The sequence below is a fragment of the Rodentibacter sp. JRC1 genome (assembly GCF_020521555.1).
GTDB lineage: Bacteria > Pseudomonadota > Gammaproteobacteria > Enterobacterales > Pasteurellaceae > Rodentibacter > Rodentibacter abscessus.
The window spans coordinates 1319773-1338758 of sequence record NZ_BPWA01000001.1; the positions used below are offsets into that span (position 1 = coordinate 1319773).

The following is an 18986-nucleotide window of genomic DNA, read 5'->3' on the forward strand; positions in this document are numbered from 1 at the left end:
GAGGAATCCAATGTTTAAGAATGTTTTAAATAGGATTTTTTATCCATTAATATTTTCTTTGATTTTATTTTGTACAGAAATCTTATATCGCAAGATTTTTAATACTGCTGACTTAGATAAGTATGTTGAAACCTATTTCTTTATTTTAGCCATTGTTAGTATTTTTTATTTTTCAAAATATAAACTCACAAAGTTCTTAATTGCCACTTTTTTCACTTTGAGTATTATGGGGAATTCAGTTCATTATCAGGTATACCAAAGTTGGTTAAATGGTGTGAATATGTTCCTTTTCCTAAAGGAATTTACTGAAGTAAAAAATGCAGGAATATCAATGATTCAAGATATTCTTCCTCATTTTTTGTTTAGTTTCCTTGAAATTTTAATATTTCTTTCAATTTTATTTTTTAATAAACATAAAAAATCACCTACAGCCGATTTCTTATTTTTCTCTTTAATTATTTATATTTCTGTACGGGCTTTTCGTACAAGTACATTAGAACACTATATTTCTCCTAATCCTGGTTATTCTAGAGTGAAAGTTGGCTACTTATCTACAGGATATTTTCTAGGAAGAGTTTTACCCTATGAAATATTTTCACTAAGCGATATTCCGCTATATCATAAAGATAAACCGGAAATTGTAAGCGTACCTGAAATTGATAATATTATTTTAATTGTTGGAGAAAGTGTTGCAGCAAGCCATTTAAATGTATTAGGATATGAACGAGAGACAACACCTTATCTAAATAAAATAAAAGATCAAGTTCTTATTAAACCTACTTATTCTTCAGGATTATTCACAGCCGTTGCATTGCCTAGCTTTTTTAACGCAATTCCTTATCCAAATGGACTGGAACAAATATTAAAAGGTAATACAAATTTATTTCGTTTAGCAAAAGAGCGGAGATATAAAACCTACTTTTATTCAGCTCAGCCGGAAGATGAAATGGCAATGATGAATTTTTTAGGTCAGGCTTGGATTGATGAACAAAAATTTCCTACTCAATTAGGCTATAAAAAGAAAGAGGGAATGGCTGATGAAAAATTATTAGATTTTTTACCGCACTTTGATTTAACAAATAATAAAAATTTTATTGTTTTACATCACAGAGGTTCCCACCTTCCCTATGGTTATTATTTAGATGAAAATGATAAACCATTTGGTGAAAAAACAACAATTGATAAATATGATAATACGATTTTAAAATTTGATCAGTTTTATCAAACTGTATTTGAATATTTGAAAAAACAAACTAATCAAGGAAATTATCTCTTAATTTATATTTCAGATCATGGACAAAAAGTATTGCCAGATGGTAATCGTCCAGGAACATTTGATGAGGATAATTATATTGTTCCATTAGTAGTTTATTCAAATAATCCTAAGCTACATCAGAAAATTATTAATGAGTTTAATAAGTGTGAAATTTCTTCACATAATCAGATTGCCACTTTTTTGATTCAAACAATGGGTTATAAAATGGATATACAATCCTGCTATAATGCGGTTGTAAATAGTAATGTTTTGACTGGGGACGCAGGTTATTTAAAAATAAATAATGGAATAAAACAATTTATTCTTCCAAATCAAAAGTAATAATTTAGGAAATAACAATGAACATTTTAATTATTGGAAACGGCGGACGTGAACACGCCTTGGCCTGGAAAGCCGCTCAATCACCATTAGCCGATAAAGTTTTTGTTGCTCCCGGCAATGCAGGTACGGCATTAGAGGCTAAAGTAGAAAATGTGGCTATTTCAGCAACAGATGTTTCAGCTTTAGTTAAATTTGCTCAAGAGAATCAAATCGGTTTAACCATTGTCGGCCCTGAAGCACCTTTAGTCATTGGTGTGGTCGATGCTTTCCGTGCGGCAGGACTTAAAATTTTTGGCCCGACTCAAGCGGCCGCTCAACTTGAAGGTTCTAAAGCCTTTACCAAAGATTTCTTAGCTCGTCATCAAATTCCTACGGCTGAATATCAAAACTTTACAGAAATCGAACCAGCACTAGCTTATCTGCGTGAAAAAGGTGCACCAATTGTGGTGAAAGCCGACGGATTGGCGGCAGGAAAAGGCGTTATTGTTGCGATGACATTACAAGAGGCGGAAGAAGCCGTACGTGATATGCTATCAGGCAATGCCTTTGGCGAAGCAGGGAGCCGTGTTGTGATTGAAGAATTTTTAGACGGTGAAGAAGCCAGTTTTATCGTGATGGTGGATGGCAAAAATGTTGAGCCAATGGCAACCAGCCAAGATCATAAACGTGTGGGCGAAAATGACACGGGCTTAAATACAGGGGGAATGGGAGCTTATTCCCCCGCTCCTGTGGTAACACCCGATATTCATCGACGCATAATGCAAGAAGTGATTTATCCAACCGTCAATGGAATGGCCGCAGAAGGAAACACTTACACAGGTTTTCTCTATGCAGGTTTAATGATTATGCCAAACGGTCAGCCGAAAGTGATCGAATTTAACTGCCGTTTTGGCGATCCTGAAACTCAGCCGATTATGATGCGTTTACAATCTGATCTAGTGGAACTCTGCCTTGCCGCTTGTGATGGCAAATTAGATAGCAAAAAATCTCAATGGTGCGAACAAGCTGCATTAGGTATCGTATTAGCAGCGGAAGGCTATCCTGCCGATTATCGTAAAGGCGATGAAATCACAGGAATTCCAACAGAAAGTGCGGTCAAAAATCAAAAAGTTTTTTTAGCCGGTGTTGAACACAAAGAGGGGAAATTACTCACTAACGGTGGACGTGTCCTTTGTGCCACGGCACTAGGAAATTCCGTATTTGAGGCACAACAGCAAGCCTTTGCCCTCGCTGAACAAATCCAATGGAAAGGTAGATTTTACCGTCGAGATATTGGTTATCGTGCCGTTGTACGTGAGCAACAAAATAACCGAAAATGATATTGATTCGATAATAATGAATTAAGTTCATAATTAAAATGAAAATTATGAACTTAATTTTGATTAAACTTTAATCCATAAACGGGTAAACTGCCCACCTACAGATCACATTAACAGGAGAACACGATGTTTAGTAAAAAAATGACGATTGCCGATTATGATCCGGTATTATGGCAGGCGATTTTAGATGAAAATTGCCGCCAAGAAGAACATATTGAATTAATTGCTTCTGAAAACTATGCCAGTCCACGTGTGATGGAAGCGCAAGGTTCACAATTTACCAATAAATATGCGGAAGGCTATCCGGGTAAGCGTTATTACGGCGGTTGTGAGTATGCGGACATTGTGGAGCAGCTTGCGATTGATCGTGCAAAAGAATTGTTTGGAGCGGATTACGCAAACGTGCAACCGCATTCGGGTTCACAGGCGAACGCAGCGGTGTACGGTGCGTTAATTAATGCCGGCGATACGATCTTAGGAATGGATTTGGCACACGGTGGGCATTTAACTCACGGTGCGAAAGTGAGCTTCTCCGGTAAAATTTATAATTCTGTGTTATACGGTATCACAGCTGATGGTTTAATTGATTATGAAGATGTTCGTCAAAAAGCATTAGAATGCAAACCCAAAATGATCGTGGCAGGTTTCTCTGCTTATTCACAAGTGGTAGATTGGGCTAAAATGCGTGAAATTGCGGATGAAGTGGGTGCATATTTATTCGTAGATATGGCACACGTGGCAGGGTTGATCGCAGCAGGGCTATATCCAAATCCGTTACCACATGCACACGTGGTAACCACAACTACACATAAAACCTTAGGCGGGCCTCGTGGTGGTTTAATCCTTTCCTCTTGTGGTGATGAGGAAATTTACAAAAAACTTCAATCTTCCGTGTTCCCGGCAAATCAAGGTGGTCCGTTAGTTCACATTATTGCAGCGAAAGCCGTTTGCTTTAAAGAAGCATTAGAGCCTGAATATAAAGTTTATCAAGCCAATGTGATTAAGAATGCGAAAGCGATGGTGGAGGTGTTCAAACAACGTGGTTTTGATGTTGTGTCAAACGGTACTGAAAACCACTTGTTCTTAGTTAGTTTTATCAAACAAGGTCTGACCGGTAAAGCGGCAGATGCGGCATTAGGCAAAGCGAATATCACGGTGAATAAAAACTCCGTACCGAATGATCCGCAAAAACCATTTGTGACTTCCGGTATTCGTGTAGGCACACCTTCGGTAACGCGCCGCGGATTTACCGAGCAAGATTGCCGTGAACTAGCAGGCTGGATGTGTGATGTATTAGATGCGCTTGGTAAAGAAAATGAAGAACAAGTGATCGCAACAACCAAAGAAAAAGTCTTAGCGATTTGTAAACGCCTTCCTGTTTACTCCGCATGATAATTTTTTGGGTATTAATGATATGGTTAGCGGCGGTGAATATCGCCGCTTATTTTTTGGTATGGAAAGATAAAATGCTCGCCATACGGCATAAGTGGCGTATTTCGGAAAATACCTTTTTCCTCTTGATTTTTCTTGGTGGGTTTATGGGGGCGCATTGTGCTATGCAGCGATTTCGTCATAAAACGAAACATTTCACCTTTAAATTCGCCGTCGTCGCCTGCGCATTCCTTTGGGTGGTGGGATTACCTTATTTACTGCTTTATTGGTATAAAGTGCGGTAGGTTTTCTCATTATTTGTAGCTGCACATCATAGATAGGGTGACGTTAGGCGAAGCCGTAACGCACCATTAACAATGGTTTAATAATAAAATGGTGCGTTAAGTAAGCTTACGCACCCTACCCAAAATACATTTAGACTTAATAATTAATTTTCATTTTACCCAACGTAAGCGTAAGTGGTCATATACCCAGTTAAATACCAAAGCATAGAACGTAATTAATAATGTTAATGCAATATCTGCCATAAAAGCTTGCCATAAAGTTAAATCCAGCAAATAAGCGATGGCGGGGATAGTGAAAATTAAAAGACCGCCTTCAAAAGCCAAGGTATGAGCAACACGCAAACCAAAGCTACGTTCTTCTCGCTTGCCGGTAAAAATTTTATCGAAAAAATAATTAAAGACGAAATTCCACAACATTGCCATAATAGCCATTACGGCTCCCGTACCTACCGCTGCACCAACTTTTACATCACTAAAAAGTAATACGGCTAACGTGCTAATAGCTATTGCCCCTAGTTCAAATAAAATAGAATGAAAAACTCGTTCCAATAAACTCATAATGCTCTCCAGATAAAAAAGAAAGGGCGCTATTGTAAATCAAATCAAAAAATGTGCAATATTGGGTATTTTGAAAGCTATAATGTTTGATATTTTATTTAACTAACTTAAGGGTTATCGAAATTAATCCCAACATACTCCAAACAATTTGGGTGAACACTCAAGACGGATATATCTTCTTAATTGATAAAAGTGCGGTCAGTTTTTGGTTTATTTTTCGATATTATGCAGCCGCAGTACAAGATGTGATTTTGAATAAACATAGGGACGCTAAGCATAGTGTCCCTTGTATGTTAAAATAAGTACAATGCAATAAAGCCGAAATACGATGAAATCGCTTTACTCTTGAACATAATAAAATGTCATAAACAAGGTGAGTACGATACCTATCCCTACACTTAACCCAAAGGCCGATACGGCAGGTGTTGTGCTAAGTCCGAGCAAAATAAACGAAATAAGCGTGGTACAACAGGCCAATAGAATAGAAACTTTTTTATCTTTTATCGGTTCTTTTGCCGTTTGCATATAAGCGGTGTAATCTATACCGATAGCAGAAACCAGTAGTAAACCAAACATTACAAACAGACTTATTGGTAAGTTAAACCAGCCGAAAATTGCCACCGTCATGATGATTGCAGAAAACGGAATCAGTAACATTTTTGCGCTTTTCTTCAATCCGAAATATTTCCACAGTAATAAACCTGCGAATAAAAAAGAGAGTAATTTCAACCAAGCGGCTTGATTGCGAGTTTCCTGAAACGAGAGATTTAAAGAGGCGCGTTTATCCTGTAAAAAAATATGTTGATTGTCCGCCAATTCGGTAAGTGCGGTGATATTTTGAGGATTTGTTATTTTTACTATACCGCCAATGTGATGCTTCCCTAAATCGCCTAAATACAGAGATTGCCAAGCTTGACCGAACTGAGTTTTTAAGGCTTGTTGTAAGTTTATAAGCGGTTTATTTGCCAAATCTTTTAGTGAGTTTTCCACTGCACCAAGCGGTATGCCGATTTCTTCCAAAATAGCATAATCCTCCGAGTTAATTTTTTGGCTAACTTCTGCAATAAAATTTTTTTGCTCATCCTCGGATAATAACCATTGGCTTAATGATTGATGTGCGATTTGTCGGCTTTCTAATTGCCGGCTCAACCGGCGGGATTGTTCTAGCAATGCGTTATCATCTTCCGCTACGACCAAAAAATATTGACTGCCGAAATCTATTCCTGTCAGTTTTGCAATTTGTTGTAATTGCGCTACCAGCTGTGGTGGCATTGCTATCCATTGGCGAATATCATCTTGCCATTTACTTTTACTCAATCCGATACCAACAAAAATTAACAATGCGACAAACAAACAGATTTTCGTTTTTTTGTTCAATGTAACTTGAAAAATTTCAAAAGGGTTTGATCGCTTGTTGTGACGGTAATTCTTAAATAACGGCGGTAAATAAAGCAAAGTCGCACAAATTGCGCCAATTAAAGCAAAAGCGGAGAAAAGTGCGGTCTGTTTTAACACCGGTAATGGAGTAAAACCAAGCAGGCCGTACCCCAGCAATGTAACGAAAAGGCTAATAAAGAACGTGAAACGTAAACGGTTCATTGCTTGTTGCGGCTGCCAATTTAAATTAAAGAGTGATGAGGAAAGCCAATGTAGCGGAAAATCAATGAGTACGCCGACAAGACTTGTGCCGACTACCAGCGTTAAAATATGTATTTGCCCGAAAAACAACAGGGTTGCCACTACACCAAATAACATTCCTACCACAATAGGCAAAAACAACCAAAGTACGCGTAGTGTCCGAAATACGCTAACCAATAACAATAGTGTTAAACCAATTCCAAGCGTACTCATCAGAATGCTTTCTTGCTCTGCTTGTTGCTTGGCATATGCGGAAAAAAGAGAGGTGGATGCCAGTAAGAGCTCACCTTGTTGCACTTCAATAAATTGCCTATTTTGTTCCGTGAATTTCAATAACGACTGACTTGGCGTAAAAAAATCCTTTTGATTCAGCTCCGCTCTTAGCAAAACCCAAGTGTATTTATCTGCGGGGATAAAGACCATTCCATTTTCCGCATTCCATTGAATATTCGGTGAAAGCCGATTTTGATTGATAAAACGCCCAAAGCCAAGCCAATCCCGTTCGATTGTTATCAAACCGGTTTGCGCAAAAGGGTTCACTATTTGTTCGGCATATTGCTGAAAATATCCTTTTGCATTCGTGAGTAACTGATTACGCTGATTTTCCGGCAGACCCGCAACACTTAACGAATCAATCTCTTGTTGAAGTTGACTGATGTTCGGCTGAAATTTGCTGTCGATTCGAGTGAATAGATGGCTTTGTTGCCACTGTTTACTCAGCTGTTCTGTGAGAGTAAAGGCTTTAGCACGATTAGAATGCCCGATTAAAGCGATGAATTGGCGGTTAAGCTGCTGTTCTTGAATCTGATCGGCTTTAGATTGCACCGCTGACCAATGTTGTTCTTGGGGTAACAAGGCTTTGAGATCGGTTTCAAGCAGATGATTTTTCTGTATTTGGAGGCCTAAAAATAGCACGGCTCCAATAATCATCAGAGCATAAAGCGCTCGACAAGCGGTGAGATAACGAGACATTTTACAAAGGATCTAATTTAATGCCGATTGTGCCAAAGCCGATAACGGCTGATTTAATCGTATATTTTCAAATTGAATAAGGGTGCGATCGCCTTGTTTTTCTTTCAGCTCGATCGAATTAACCACAATATCGCCCTCAATGGTAATTTGATCAAAAATTTGTTTCATTAATAAACTGTTTGGTTTTAACAATAATTGCCAATTTGAAGCAGACCCCGTCAGGCTAAACTCAAATTGGCTTGATAATGCGGATATATCGCCACTAAGTAATCCTAAAAACAATTGGATTTGTTCCGCTTGCCCCATACTGGAATTAGTCACCCAGTTTGAACCATTCCACTGAAAAATCCCCTGAGCAGTCACTTTCATTTGGCTCGCAAACGGTTTTTCCATTTGCCATAGTAGCCCTTTTTTTGCCACTAAAGTAAATTTTCCGGTGGCAACAATCGGCTTTACTAACGATTTTAAAAAACGTTGCTGACTAAAATCACCTTGTACGGATTGCGGTTTTTGTAATTGTTGAATCAGCTCGGCTTGAGAAAATCCCCATGAAAGCGGACTAAAAAAAAGTAAAAATAAAAACAGATATTTTTTCATTAGCGTTCCCCTACAAGCGGTCGAAAACCCTTAAAATTTTGCACCGCATTTCTCCACGATAATGGCGTTTCAAATTGTGTTTCTCGGCTTACAATTTCAATTGCCATTTGGGTCGTCGAGCCTTTAGTTAGCTTTTCACCGGTTATCACATCAACAATAACATAATCAAATCGGATACAGCTTTCATATTCGACCAATGCCAGTTCCACGCAAATTTTTTGGCGAAAAAGTGCCGGTTTGACATATTTCAAATCAAGCGCCACGATCGGATACGCAAAACCCTGTTCACGCATGACATCATAGGTATAACCAATTTCGTCCAAAAAGGCACAGCGCGCCATTTCTAGGTATTTTACATAATGCCCATGCCACATAATGTTCATTGAATCCACATCAAAGAACTGAACCTCATACTCAGATTGATGTTTGCAATAAATATGTTTTTTCATTCTCATAGTGATCAAAAAGTGCGGTCAATTTGCCGCACATTTTACGAAATTTATTTTACAATGTCGCCTTTTAGCGCTACGCCTGCAATACTTCGCCCTGCATGACATTCGTACTGAGAGGTACTTCTATATTCTTTTTTCTTATAGTAACTCACTAAGTTGGAGACTTTGGTTGCCCCTTCTTTCTTAGCACGCTCTTGGAATTTTTTCACGGCAGATAAAAACACCCATTGGCAAGCTTCTAAATCACTTTTATTCAGTGCATTGGTTTTCGGATTGGTTGTTATGCCCTTGCGAATAACTTTACCGGGTGCCGCTTTACCAAAGTAGAGTTTCACACTCGGATCGAGAATTTCTTTTGCTTGTGATGAATTTAACGCTTCTTGAATAGAATAGTAATGTGTCGTATCTCGCGGGGCACAAGCTGCCATAATAAGCGCTGCGGTGACTACACCTGCTGTTTTAACTAATTTCATATTGTTCTCCTATCTAAAACCATATTGTACACACCATAGTGAATTAAATTCACTTTATTTTTGTTGCCAAAAATCATAAAAATTAAACCATAAATGTGGATTTTTTGCACATTCTTTTGCAAGTAAATCGGCATACTGTTGCATTACGTGGTGAATATGTTGTTCACGTACTTTACCACGTCCCGTGATACCGCTAGAGAAATGCCGCAGTTTTAAACGATATTTGCCGTTTTCTTTTAAGCTGAAAATGGTATTAATCGGTGCTTTAAGGAGAGCCGCCAACAGCCAAGCGCCTTCGGGAAATTCAGCCGCTTTGCCTAAAAAATTAATCGCATAGGTTTTATCGCCTCGTAGCGGAATGCGATCAGCGGCAATGGCAATCCATTCGCCTTGTTCTATTTTTTCAGATAATGCCAGCATTTTTTGTGCATCCAGTTCTTCCACCTGAATAAGCGGTAATTCATCTGCGCCGGCTTCAACTAAGGCGTGATTAAAAGCTTCAGCGTGTTTACTATGAACCAAAGCATTTAACTTAAAATTTGGGTGATGTCCGTTATTCAGCAAGGCACGACAAATTTCAATATTGCCGAAGTGGGAACAGATTAATATTTGCCCTCGACCGCCGGCATCAATTTCGGCATAGAGATTTTCGCTGTCGTCAATCACTAAATCCGCATAATGAATTTGATGTTGCCATACGGCAAAACGGTCGGTAATCGCCTCGCCAAAGGCGAGAAACTGACGAAAAACCGCCGCTTTTTTTAACCGCACTTGGGGGAAACAAGCGGTCAGATTTTGTTGATATTCTGCAATATAATGCCGTGCTTTGCGTGAAGTGAGGTAAAAATATAACACAACCCAGAAAGTACAAAAGCGAATCAGCCAAAGTGGGCAATATCGCACAATCCATTGGGTTAGTTTCAGAAAAAAGGCCGTTCCCCGTTCTTGTTGCTGCGCCCAATGTTTTGGGTTTTCCGTCATGACCATTTCCCTGTTAATAAGCGCATTAACATTGTAAAAAACAGCCGTGCGTGCATTTTGCTAATCAACCAATTATCCGCCAAACCTCGAAAATGCGAAACTCCGCCTTCATCATATTTTACCGGTGTTTCTACCCAAATCATGGGGATTTTCCGCCATTGGCAACGCACCAAAATTTCAATATCGAAATCCATACGATCACCTAGCTTCTCTTGAGTAACAATAGGGACAACTGCGGCTAACGGATACAAACGAAAACCACACATACCGTCTTCAATTTGAGTCGATAAGGTATTTACCGCTATCCAAAAGTTGGTAATTTTACGCCCATACAAACGGGCTTTAGGGGCATCCTCTCCATAAATCGGTTTACCACAAATAAGTGCGGTCGGATTTTTATGCGATTTTTCTAAAAATGTCGCAATATCCGCCAAGTTATGCTGGCCGTCCGCATCCACTTGAATCGCGTGAGTAAAACCTCGTTTAAAGGCTTCCGCCAAACCGATTTTCACCGCTGCACCTTTGCCGCCGTTTTGTGGATTATACACAATAGAAACCGATTCATTTTCGAAGGTTGCCAACGCTTTTTTATGCTCTTCACTTGAGCCGTCATCCACCACCAACACGGCTAAATCAAAAGCCTGTAGCTGCTCGATCACCCGACCGATTGTGTCGGAATGATTATAGTGCGGAATAACGGCAACGGGGTTAAAGTTGTTCATTTTTAATCCGAATTAATGTGCTTTGCATATTTGTTCAAAATCCTGTCGCAAAATCTTTGACTGGCTATTGCGCGGTAATTTATCGGTAAACCGCCAATAGCGTGGTAAAGCAAAGCGTTCCTGTTTGGTTAATAAATGCTGGCGCAACGTCCGAATCAGCGCTTTACGCCCCTGTTTTTGATATTCTGCCATTCCTTCATCGGATAACGCCACCCACGCTAATGGACGATGTTTATGATCAATATGCGGCGCAATAAAGCAATCGGCAACCCAATGGTGCTGTATTAAATCCTGTTCAATACGAATCAGTGAAATCCGTTTATCGCCCAGCTTAGCAATGCGGTCAATGCGCCCTAACAACAAAAAGCCTTGCGGATAAAACTCTACCGCATCGGCAGTTTGCTCTCGCTGCGGCACGCGATGAGATTCGACCCATAGTGCTCCCTCCTCATTAACGCCGACTGTCACGTCCGGCACGGTTGTCCAGTATTCCGTGCCTTGCCGAATAGCAATCACGCCGGTTTCCGTGCTGCCGTAGCCTTCAATTAGCGACACATTTAATTTTTGTGCAATTCTCATTGCCTCGACTTCCGCCAATGCACCGCCCGAGGTGACGATACCGCAAAGATTATCGTAATGAATATCTTTGCGGTTAATATCCAAACCGGTGAGAAAAGTCGGGCTGGTAATCCAAAGCGCTTTGCCGAAATGACGGCTGTGTTGTAAAAAACTATCAGGGAAAGTATGTTGTAGACGGTCAATCACCCAACCGCGCAACAACGGTAACATCACACGATAAGTTAGCCCATAAAAATGCTGCACACTGACACTGCTCACCAAATGCACCTGTTGTTCGGTGGCAAAGGGTAAAATTTGTGCGACGATTTCCGCTTCCTGCCAAAGTTGCTCGGCTGTTTTTACGACGATTTTGGCATTGCCGCTGCTGCCGGAGGTTTTTAACCAGACTTCGGTCTGATTGCCTTGCCCAACAAGCGGTCTGTTTGAGATAATTTTTTGCGAAATGCCATAATCGGCAAAACCGGCATCATTAAAGAGTAGGTCGGCATTTTCATCAACCCATTGTTGATTATCGCCAACGAGATTTGGCGGCAACAGTACCCGCACTTTAGCATTTAGGCAGGCAAGTAAAACGCAGGCAAAATAAGTGGCATCATCAAACCATAATGCCACCGCTTGAATATTATCTTGCTGTAACTGCGCAGAAATTTGATGGGCGCGGTAATAAAAATCCGCCCGAGACCATTCCGGATTCAGTGCGATAGGAAGAGAAGATGAAGTGATCGTTTTCATTGTATTTATACCTAATTTAACAGCACATTTCGTCGCACTTTTGTCGAATCTGTTGATGTTCGTTTTTTGTGCGACACTCTACTGTTTCGTCTATTTTATTTTCGATTATTGTTATTTGGTTAAGCACCCCGTGCCGACACCTTATATTATTTATCTTGAACATATCGCCTCACAAGCCATTCTCCCACAAATAATACGCCCATCAGCACATAAGCAATCACACCGCTATAAATCGCCCAATAATGATATTGTTCCAGCAAAATTAACCCGGCAGTCACGGCAATGTTAAAAACAAAAAAGCCGCACCAGACTAGGGTCACATTGCGTGTATAACGAATTGCCGCAGGGGGAAGATCAGGCGTTTGTAACCGAGCCAGCCGTTCAATAAAGGATTGGGCACTAAATAGGCTGGCAGTAAAAATAACAAGCATTACAAGGCTAATGATAACAGGATACCAATACATTGTTTGCAAGGTTCGGGTAAAGGCGACAATCAGTAGAAAAGCTGTCATAAGCAGCGCAAAAACACGTTGAAAACCGACCGCACTTATTGCCTTTATACCCCAGAGTAAGGCGAGCAGGCAAGGCAAAATGGATAGAAGGTGACTATTTGATTGCCATAGCCAAATTAAAGGATAGGCAACGGCGGTAATACCTAATAGCAGATTGATTAAAGGGGAAAACCACGCTATTGCCATCATCGTTACCTTAAGCCAATATCACCAAACCGCTGGAGCAAGGCTCGCCATCGGTTTTTAATTGGAATTTCATTCGTTGTTTAGGCGCTTCCCAATCCAATGTTAATTCCATTTCATCATTCGGGCGCAGAAATTTCTGGAATTTGAGGTTATCAATTCGTGTAATCGTTTGGGAATGCTGAAAAAATTCATTAATTTTGTCGCTAATCCATTGCAATTCCACTACACCAGGCACCAATGGAAAATTGGCGAAATGTCCTTTGAAATAAACCAAATCAAGAGGGACTTTACCCTGAAATACCTGTAGGTTTTCAGATTTTTCTTGGTTATGCCAAATTGGATCCCGTTGTTCTTGCCGGCAAGTTGCTTCAAACGCCAAACGGCTAATTTTAGATTGGCTATTACGTGGTAGTGTATCGCTAAATCGCCAAAAGCGTGGAATTGCCGTTTTCTCCTGATTTTTCGCCAAATGCGTTTTTAATGCTTCGATCACCGCTTTTCGCCCTTGCTCACGAAACAGTTCGATACCTTGTTCAGACAAGGCCAACCAGCAGGCAAGCCGTTGCTTTTCGGGGTGTTGTCCGATATAGCAATCGCACACCAATGGATTGGTCATTAAACCTTGTTCAATACCGGCAAGGGAAAGGCGTTTGTCGCCTAATTTAATAATTCGGTCCGCACGCCCTAACATTTCAAAGCAGTTTTCCGACAATTTGATGATATCTTCCGATTGTTCACGCCCGCTCACCCAATCCGCCTCAATCCATAAGGCAGAGCGTTCATCAACACCAATCGTTGCGGTTGGCATAGCTTGCCATAGGGTTGAACCCCGTCGGTAAGCAATAGCACCTGCCTCGGTTGAACCGTAAAAATCCGTAACGGGGAAACCCAGTGTCGTGTTGATTGCTTGCGCAATTTGACCGGAAAGCAAACCGCCGGCGGAAACAATGCCTTGTAAATTCGGAAAAGCCAAACGTTGCCAATCAATACTCGCCAGCATTGTCGGGCTACTAATCAGCACGGATTTTTTCGCACGCTTGCACGCCAATGCCACATCTTCCGGATAGAACTGCTGTTTGCGCTCAATCTGCCAGCCCAGCACGAGCGGCATCATAATTTGGCAAATTAAGCCATAAAGATGTTGAATACTGACGGTGCAAACCGAACGGACTTGATTGCCGGATTTAAAACCAAAGGTATCGGCACAAATTTGAGCGTTCCGCCACAGCTGCGCGGCGGTTTTTACAATCGTTTTTGGCGTGCCTGTGCTACCGGACGTTTTAAGCAAAAACGCACTATCCGACGAGAATTGATCGAGAGGGCGGTTTGGCAGAGTATATTGCCCATTCAAGGCAAATTCATCGAAAAAACAGACCGCACTTTTAATACCGCTTGAGACAATGTTAATTGGTGTATCAGTAAGCCATAACTCCGCTTGTCCTGCGGTCCATAGGATACTTTCTGAGGTGAAATTGGGTAATAACAAGGTGCGAACATTGGCGTGCCAGCAGGCAAGTAGCGTGCAAGCCAGTTTTGCGCCATCTTCAAACCATAGCGCAACAGCTTGGATTTCTCGACGTTGTAATTCGTTGACAATCTGCCAGACTCGTTGCTCAAAATCGGCAAAAGCCCAATCGGGTGATTGAGCAATTAAATCGGTAGGTAAATAATTCATTGGGCGATCAGTAATTTACTCTGTCTGCGTTTGACTGATTTTTGCCACAGCTTGCACCACATCGGCAACGGTGCGCACATTACGGAAATCTTCCGCTTGTAATTTATGCCCGGTTTCACGTTTGATATGATCGATTAAATCAATCGCATCAATGCTGTCGATCTCTAAATCTTCATACAAGTTGGTCTCCGGCGTAATACTTTTGGGATCGACTTCAAACAGGGTTTCCAGTGCGTTCACTAACAGGGTTTGGATTTCTTGTTCAGTCATAGGATTATTCCTTAGTGGCACGAATAAATGCGGCAAGGGTTGCAACACTTTCAAAGTGGTCACGCAAATTTTGTTTTTCACTGTCTAATTGCAAACCAAAGGTTTTTTGTACGGCCAACCCCAATTCAAGGGCATCCACTGAATCTAAACCTAAGCCCTCATCACCAAATAAAGCGGCTTCGGTATCAATGTCCTCCACACTCATATCTTCCAGCCCAAGACTATCAATAATTAACTGTTTTAATTGTTGTTCGAGTTCCATTTTTTGTCCTTATATTGATTGGGTATGTGAATTAAATAACTGTTCTAATTGCTTTTTCAAACGGCGTGATGCAATAGGTAATGAGGCCTCCCTTAACAAAGTTTGCGGATCAATATCATCGCAAACCGTTAAATCGTAAGTAATTTTTTTCACGGGTATTTTATACCAAGGCTGCCCTTTTTTAAAATTCGGCGGTGACATTTTTATCACCACCGGCGTAATCACGTTGGCACTACGCAATCCGATAGAAACCGCCCCACGATGTAAATTTACCACGCCGTCCCAGCCTGTTCTTGTGCCTTCGGGGAAAAGCAATAAGGCTTCATTTTGCAAAATGTGATGGCTTTTTTCCAACACTTCTTCGCTTTCGGTATTTGGCAAAAAACCGCTGGCAAGGATTGGCGCGACCAAAATCGGGTTATTGAGTAAATCTTGTTTAACAATACAATTTAATCGGCTTTCTTTTGCAATAATTAACACTACATCTAATAATGACGGGTGGTTGGCAATAATTAATTGCCCTGTTCTACCTAATTTTTCAAAGCCGTGATAATTGACTTCCAATACACCGGACCATTGGGCGTAACGAACAAAGTATCCCCAAATTATTCCAACCCAACGTCGTGCTTTTAATTGGGTTTCAAGATCGTTTTGTTGTGGATTACATGTGTAAGGCAGCAAAACAATGCGAAAAATAACGCCGGCAAAGGCAAATAAGACAAAGCCAAACATCGTACCGAAAAAACGGCGTAATCGGTTTAATTTTTCTGCCATTGCCACACCTTATCATTTGCGCTGCCGGTTTGCCATTTTTCGCTTTGCAGATAATGCTGCCGAACCCATGCCAACGCATTATCTTTTGCCAAAAGTGCGGTCGAATTCTCTGCATTTTTTGCCACTAAGCTCAACTGATATTGTTCACCCTTCGTCACTACTAACGCTAATGCATAAGCAAAAGGCTGACGAAAAACCGGCTTAGCATTATAGCTTTCCAATAACGGACTTTCCGCCACCACAACCAACACTTTTTGATGACTCTCATTCAAGAGCAAGTAGGCTTCCAGCAATGCCGCTTCTAAATTGTCACGTTGTGCCGTAATGGAGACGGTTTCTGTCGTTACCTGGCGAAACTCAGACCACTGCCCAACCAGCGCATTATGTACCGATAAACTAAATGACGTCGGCGAAACATCCCCTTCCTGCAATAGTGTATGCCACAGCCCGAAACTACGATTAATTTCGCTATTACTAGAAGCATACACCACTGGAATATTTGCCTGTTCAGGCGGAAGCAACTCCCACGCCGCTTCCAAAAAAAGCCGAGCCGAATCACTTAAACGACGACGTTTCATCGGTGGCAGAAAAGTTAGTTTCGGGGAAAAATCCTGCCAATTTTTAGCATTTTCCTCCCAATACTGTTCTCCTTGCTGCCAATCAGCAATGGAAAGCTGTTTATTTGTTACAACCTTCCAAGCCTGAACATTAAATGTAAATTTACAATGTGTTGTCATAGTAAATTATTAGTAGTTCTTGAATAACTCTGCAATCATTTTATCAAACTGACCTTGAATACCGACTTGTTTTGCGATCGCTTTTTCATCACCACGATAACGATAAGAAATTTCGCCAATCGTATTTAGTGTTTCATCTGAACGCTCACGTAGCACTAAATGACCACGAACGATAAGTTCTTTATTCCCTTTTAGCGCACTCACAAGTACATACTTACAATTTTCAGGAATTTTAACCCCTTCATAAGTAACCGTTTTTATACCTTTTTTTGCCAGGCTTTTTTCTATCAATCCAGCAATTTCTTTCGGGGTAAAATTAAGAGAAGTGCGTTGTTCACGAACACAAACAGAAGTTAAATCAGCCCGTTTTTCCGCTGGACTACTCCCCGTTAAACCCGATGCACACCCGGCTAAAATTGCACTTGTAAGTAAGGTAAAAATTAACTTTCTCATAATGAACTCTCCATCTAATTAAAATGCGTATTAGTTTACACGAAATTTAACTATCAACCAATATAACCGAAGGGGCTTATTCGCTCTTTACAACCCACCAAATACTTTCATCCTGCTGATTCTGTCGATAGCCTTCAAATACCCAACCGATAAGCGCCGTTTGATCAGGTGCCAAATCTAATTCGGCAAGTTCAAACAGTTTTGTCAATTGTTTTTTTTCCATTGCTAGAAAAACGCTGACACCTTGTAAATGCAAGGTTTGAGCAATGTGAAATACCGCCGCATTATTGATATTTGCCATAAAATCCAACGGACTAGGTAACTGTTGTTGCATTAAATGATCAAACATCTTTTGAAATTTGGTCGGTGAATTAAAACTTGAGCCTAAATAGACCGCACTTTCTTCATTAACATAGTCCTTCAAACTCAATGCGCCAAGCAATGCCAGTTGAGTAAAACGGCTTAAGCGACGAGCTTCGACCCCTTGCGTTTTTAATCGACTGCGAAGGGCTTTATCATCCAGCCATTCTTTTAATTGAAATTCTGCGATTACTTCCATTGCAACACCCACCCGACATTACTGCCGCCGAAGCCGAGAAAATAATTCAACACGACAAGCGGTCGATTTTCAGCATTATTTTGCAATTGTTCCAATAGCCATGCGGTTTCCAATGCACCGCTTGCCCCTAGCGTATGCCCAAGCACTTTTTTCGGCAAAAAGTGCGGCCGATTTGGGAACTGTTTTTGTAATAATGTCTGTTCGACCTCATCGAAATCGCCGCCAACAAAATGCGGTTTAATGGCAGAAATCTCACTTGGTAAGCGGTCGGATTTTTGTAAAATTTTGCAAATCAAGTGCTCCAATGCCGCTTCACTATTATTTGTCAAACTAGCGTGATCGGTCAGGCTTGCCACGCCTAAAATCCGACAATCGGACGGCTGCTTACTCAACGCCACACACCCCATTCCTTCACCTAAAATAATGCCTTTTTCCGCCGGATGTTGAGCAAGCAATCCCATTGCCTGAAAATGCTCAAAAGTGAGACGGTTAAACATCTCAAAGCCTAAAACCAGCGCCTTATCACATTTTCCTTGCGCAAGCATTTTTACCGCATAACCCATCGCTTGTGCGGAAGAAGTGCAAGAAGTGGCAAAATTAAATACTTTAGTACCGTATTTTTGCTGAAGATAATTGCCAATCACTGCGATATTAGGTTCGCTTGGTAAAAGCTGCCGGTGTACAAAGTGATACTCGCAATCGGCAATCGTATAAGCGGTCGAGCCAAGCAAAATCGGCATTTCCGCCAATTCAGACAGATGCCAACCGGCCTGTAATAGACACTGCTCAATTTGTTGTTCAATCAAACTATAGAGCTGTGTCAAACTCAACAACGGCTGTTCAAACGCCGAAAAATAAGGCAATTCAACCGATTGCCCTAATTGAAGTTCGGTGCGATTTCGGCAAGTTTTTGCAGAAAGATGACCGCTTGCATTGAGATAAACCGCCATTATTGATGTTCCGCTCGAATAAATTTCGCCAAATCCGCTACATTCATCATATGCTTCCGCACCATCCGGTCGCCTTGTAAACGAACCTTAAAATGCGCCTGCAACGCCACCGCAATTTGCAACGCATCCAGTGAATCCAACTGAATCCGGCTCTGATCACCGAATAATGGTTCTGTATCGCTAATTTCATCAGGCTCGAAATCCTCTTTTTCCGATTCCTGCACAATGAGTTTTTTAAGTTCTAATTCAAGTAATTGAGGTTCTAAGGTAAATTGATAGTTCATTATATGTAGGGTGCGTTTGCTAACGCAC

The 18986-nt window shown here is 40.9% G+C and carries 22 protein-coding genes; 4 read left to right on the forward strand and 18 right to left on the reverse strand.

What is annotated here, in order from left to right; translation table 11 throughout:
* Positions 1-10: 10 nt before the first annotated feature.
* The 4 genes from HEMROJRC1_RS06100 to HEMROJRC1_RS06115 all read left to right on the forward strand — a co-directional run bounded on the left by HEMROJRC1_RS06100 (position 11) and on the right by HEMROJRC1_RS06115 (position 4592).
* Entirely contained in the window at positions 11-1597 is a 1587-nt protein-coding gene (locus HEMROJRC1_RS06100; protein ID WP_226692090.1) for a phosphoethanolamine transferase, read from the forward strand.
* Positions 1598-1614: 17 nt separating this feature from the next.
* Positions 1615-2916: a phosphoribosylamine--glycine ligase gene (gene purD / locus HEMROJRC1_RS06105; protein ID WP_226692091.1), complete on the forward strand. Its 1302-nt coding sequence runs from the start codon at positions 1615-1617 to the stop codon at positions 2914-2916.
* Positions 2917-3042: 126 nt separating this feature from the next.
* Entirely contained in the window at positions 3043-4308 is a 1266-nt protein-coding gene (gene glyA, locus HEMROJRC1_RS06110) for a serine hydroxymethyltransferase (RefSeq protein WP_226692092.1), read from the forward strand.
* Positions 4305-4592 carry a DUF1294 domain-containing protein gene (locus tag HEMROJRC1_RS06115; protein WP_226692093.1) on the forward strand — a complete coding sequence of 96 codons (288 nt, stop codon included), beginning with the start codon at positions 4305-4307 and terminating at the stop codon, positions 4590-4592. Before glyA ends, HEMROJRC1_RS06115 begins: the two co-directional genes overlap by 4 nt.
* Before the next feature lie 150 nt (positions 4593-4742).
* On the opposite strand, the gene HEMROJRC1_RS06120 is transcribed toward HEMROJRC1_RS06115, so the two are convergent.
* From HEMROJRC1_RS06120 to HEMROJRC1_RS06205, 18 genes are all read right to left on the reverse strand, one after another.
* On the reverse strand, positions 4743-5150 hold the full coding sequence (locus HEMROJRC1_RS06120) for a PACE efflux transporter (protein ID WP_226692094.1): 408 nt from the start codon (positions 5148-5150) through the stop codon (positions 4743-4745).
* A 339-nt stretch (positions 5151-5489) separates the two neighbouring features.
* Positions 5490-7760 (reverse strand): MMPL family transporter, encoded by a 2271-nt coding sequence (locus tag HEMROJRC1_RS06125; protein ID WP_226692095.1) that lies wholly within the window; start codon positions 7758-7760, stop codon positions 5490-5492.
* 12 nt (positions 7761-7772) lie between these two features.
* The gene (locus HEMROJRC1_RS06130; RefSeq protein ID WP_226692096.1) at positions 7773-8357 is read right to left on the reverse strand and encodes an outer membrane lipoprotein carrier protein LolA; all 585 of its coding nucleotides are present in this window, start codon (positions 8355-8357) and stop codon (positions 7773-7775) included.
* Positions 8357-8806, reverse strand: a complete 450-nt coding sequence (locus HEMROJRC1_RS06135; RefSeq protein WP_226692097.1) for a thioesterase family protein — start codon at positions 8804-8806, stop codon at positions 8357-8359. Before HEMROJRC1_RS06135 ends, HEMROJRC1_RS06130 begins: the two co-directional genes overlap by 1 nt.
* A gap of 50 nt (positions 8807-8856) precedes the next feature.
* The gene (locus HEMROJRC1_RS06140) at positions 8857-9282 is read right to left on the reverse strand and encodes an excinuclease ABC subunit A (RefSeq protein WP_226692098.1); all 426 of its coding nucleotides are present in this window, start codon (positions 9280-9282) and stop codon (positions 8857-8859) included.
* 54 nt (positions 9283-9336) lie between these two features.
* A complete protein-coding gene (locus tag HEMROJRC1_RS06145) occupies positions 9337-10263 on the reverse strand; it encodes a glycosyl transferase family 2 (protein ID WP_226692099.1) in 927 nt (308 codons plus the stop codon).
* Complete coding sequence (locus tag HEMROJRC1_RS06150) at positions 10260-10985, reverse strand: glycosyltransferase family 2 protein (protein ID WP_226692100.1); 726 nt, start codon at positions 10983-10985, stop codon at positions 10260-10262. Before HEMROJRC1_RS06150 ends, HEMROJRC1_RS06145 begins: the two co-directional genes overlap by 4 nt.
* Before the next feature lie 12 nt (positions 10986-10997).
* The gene (locus tag HEMROJRC1_RS06155; RefSeq protein ID WP_226692101.1) at positions 10998-12296 is read right to left on the reverse strand and encodes a class I adenylate-forming enzyme family protein; all 1299 of its coding nucleotides are present in this window, start codon (positions 12294-12296) and stop codon (positions 10998-11000) included.
* Between the two features lie 146 nt (positions 12297-12442).
* A complete protein-coding gene (locus HEMROJRC1_RS06160) occupies positions 12443-12997 on the reverse strand; it encodes a hypothetical protein (RefSeq protein WP_226692102.1) in 555 nt (184 codons plus the stop codon).
* A 7-nt stretch (positions 12998-13004) separates the two neighbouring features.
* Positions 13005-14669 carry an AMP-binding protein gene (locus HEMROJRC1_RS06165; RefSeq protein WP_226692103.1) on the reverse strand — a complete coding sequence of 555 codons (1665 nt, stop codon included), beginning with the start codon at positions 14667-14669 and terminating at the stop codon, positions 13005-13007.
* A 15-nt stretch (positions 14670-14684) separates the two neighbouring features.
* Positions 14685-14939 (reverse strand): acyl carrier protein, encoded by a 255-nt coding sequence (locus HEMROJRC1_RS06170; protein WP_226692104.1) that lies wholly within the window; start codon positions 14937-14939, stop codon positions 14685-14687.
* A 4-nt stretch (positions 14940-14943) separates the two neighbouring features.
* Entirely contained in the window at positions 14944-15201 is a 258-nt protein-coding gene (locus HEMROJRC1_RS06175; protein ID WP_194813062.1) for a phosphopantetheine-binding protein, read from the reverse strand.
* 9 nt (positions 15202-15210) lie between these two features.
* A complete protein-coding gene (locus HEMROJRC1_RS06180; protein ID WP_226692105.1) occupies positions 15211-15975 on the reverse strand; it encodes a 1-acyl-sn-glycerol-3-phosphate acyltransferase in 765 nt (254 codons plus the stop codon).
* On the reverse strand, positions 15960-16712 hold the full coding sequence (locus tag HEMROJRC1_RS06185; RefSeq protein WP_226692106.1) for a beta-ketoacyl synthase chain length factor: 753 nt from the start codon (positions 16710-16712) through the stop codon (positions 15960-15962). The genes HEMROJRC1_RS06180 and HEMROJRC1_RS06185 overlap by 16 nt, the downstream gene beginning before the upstream one ends.
* Before the next feature lie 9 nt (positions 16713-16721).
* On the reverse strand, positions 16722-17165 hold the full coding sequence (locus HEMROJRC1_RS06190; protein ID WP_194813059.1) for a hypothetical protein: 444 nt from the start codon (positions 17163-17165) through the stop codon (positions 16722-16724).
* Positions 17166-17241: 76 nt separating this feature from the next.
* The gene (locus HEMROJRC1_RS06195; RefSeq protein ID WP_226692107.1) at positions 17242-17724 is read right to left on the reverse strand and encodes a hypothetical protein; all 483 of its coding nucleotides are present in this window, start codon (positions 17722-17724) and stop codon (positions 17242-17244) included.
* Positions 17715-18674: a beta-ketoacyl synthase N-terminal-like domain-containing protein gene (locus HEMROJRC1_RS06200; RefSeq protein ID WP_226692108.1), complete on the reverse strand. Its 960-nt coding sequence runs from the start codon at positions 18672-18674 to the stop codon at positions 17715-17717. Before HEMROJRC1_RS06200 ends, HEMROJRC1_RS06195 begins: the two co-directional genes overlap by 10 nt.
* Positions 18674-18958: an acyl carrier protein gene (locus tag HEMROJRC1_RS06205; protein WP_226692109.1), complete on the reverse strand. Its 285-nt coding sequence runs from the start codon at positions 18956-18958 to the stop codon at positions 18674-18676. Before HEMROJRC1_RS06205 ends, HEMROJRC1_RS06200 begins: the two co-directional genes overlap by 1 nt.
* Positions 18959-18986 lie beyond the last annotated feature (28 nt).

Bases quoted from the DNA above. Each gene is read 5' to 3' on its own strand.
- HEMROJRC1_RS06200 (WP_226692108.1), bottom strand. From the start codon at position 18,674: ATGGCGGTTTATCTCAATGCAAGCGGTCATCTTTCTGCAAAAACTTGC.
- HEMROJRC1_RS06165 (WP_226692103.1), bottom strand. From the start codon at position 14,669: ATGAATTATTTACCTACCGATTTAATTGCTCAATCACCCGATTGGGCT.
- HEMROJRC1_RS06115 (WP_226692093.1), top strand. From the start codon at position 4,305: ATGATAATTTTTTGGGTATTAATGATATGGTTAGCGGCGGTGAATATC.
- HEMROJRC1_RS06150 (WP_226692100.1), bottom strand. From the start codon at position 10,985: ATGAACAACTTTAACCCCGTTGCCGTTATTCCGCACTATAATCATTCC.
- HEMROJRC1_RS06130 (WP_226692096.1), bottom strand. From the start codon at position 8,357: ATGAAAAAATATCTGTTTTTATTTTTACTTTTTTTTAGTCCGCTTTCA.
- HEMROJRC1_RS06135 (WP_226692097.1), bottom strand. From the start codon at position 8,806: ATGAAAAAACATATTTATTGCAAACATCAATCTGAGTATGAGGTTCAG.
- HEMROJRC1_RS06140 (WP_226692098.1), bottom strand. From the start codon at position 9,282: ATGAAATTAGTTAAAACAGCAGGTGTAGTCACCGCAGCGCTTATTATG.
- HEMROJRC1_RS06190 (WP_194813059.1), bottom strand. From the start codon at position 17,165: ATGAGAAAGTTAATTTTTACCTTACTTACAAGTGCAATTTTAGCCGGG.
- HEMROJRC1_RS06120 (WP_226692094.1), bottom strand. From the start codon at position 5,150: ATGAGTTTATTGGAACGAGTTTTTCATTCTATTTTATTTGAACTAGGG.
- HEMROJRC1_RS06180 (WP_226692105.1), bottom strand. From the start codon at position 15,975: ATGGCAGAAAAATTAAACCGATTACGCCGTTTTTTCGGTACGATGTTT.
- HEMROJRC1_RS06175 (WP_194813062.1), bottom strand. From the start codon at position 15,201: ATGGAACTCGAACAACAATTAAAACAGTTAATTATTGATAGTCTTGGG.
- purD (WP_226692091.1), top strand. From the start codon at position 1,615: ATGAACATTTTAATTATTGGAAACGGCGGACGTGAACACGCCTTGGCC.
- HEMROJRC1_RS06145 (WP_226692099.1), bottom strand. From the start codon at position 10,263: ATGACGGAAAACCCAAAACATTGGGCGCAGCAACAAGAACGGGGAACG.
- HEMROJRC1_RS06125 (WP_226692095.1), bottom strand. From the start codon at position 7,760: ATGTCTCGTTATCTCACCGCTTGTCGAGCGCTTTATGCTCTGATGATT.
- HEMROJRC1_RS06155 (WP_226692101.1), bottom strand. From the start codon at position 12,296: ATGAAAACGATCACTTCATCTTCTCTTCCTATCGCACTGAATCCGGAA.
- glyA (WP_226692092.1), top strand. From the start codon at position 3,043: ATGTTTAGTAAAAAAATGACGATTGCCGATTATGATCCGGTATTATGG.
- HEMROJRC1_RS06170 (WP_226692104.1), bottom strand. From the start codon at position 14,939: ATGACTGAACAAGAAATCCAAACCCTGTTAGTGAACGCACTGGAAACC.
- HEMROJRC1_RS06195 (WP_226692107.1), bottom strand. From the start codon at position 17,724: ATGGAAGTAATCGCAGAATTTCAATTAAAAGAATGGCTGGATGATAAA.
- HEMROJRC1_RS06160 (WP_226692102.1), bottom strand. From the start codon at position 12,997: ATGATGGCAATAGCGTGGTTTTCCCCTTTAATCAATCTGCTATTAGGT.
- HEMROJRC1_RS06185 (WP_226692106.1), bottom strand. From the start codon at position 16,712: ATGACAACACATTGTAAATTTACATTTAATGTTCAGGCTTGGAAGGTT.
- HEMROJRC1_RS06100 (WP_226692090.1), top strand. From the start codon at position 11: ATGTTTAAGAATGTTTTAAATAGGATTTTTTATCCATTAATATTTTCT.
- HEMROJRC1_RS06205 (WP_226692109.1), bottom strand. From the start codon at position 18,958: ATGAACTATCAATTTACCTTAGAACCTCAATTACTTGAATTAGAACTT.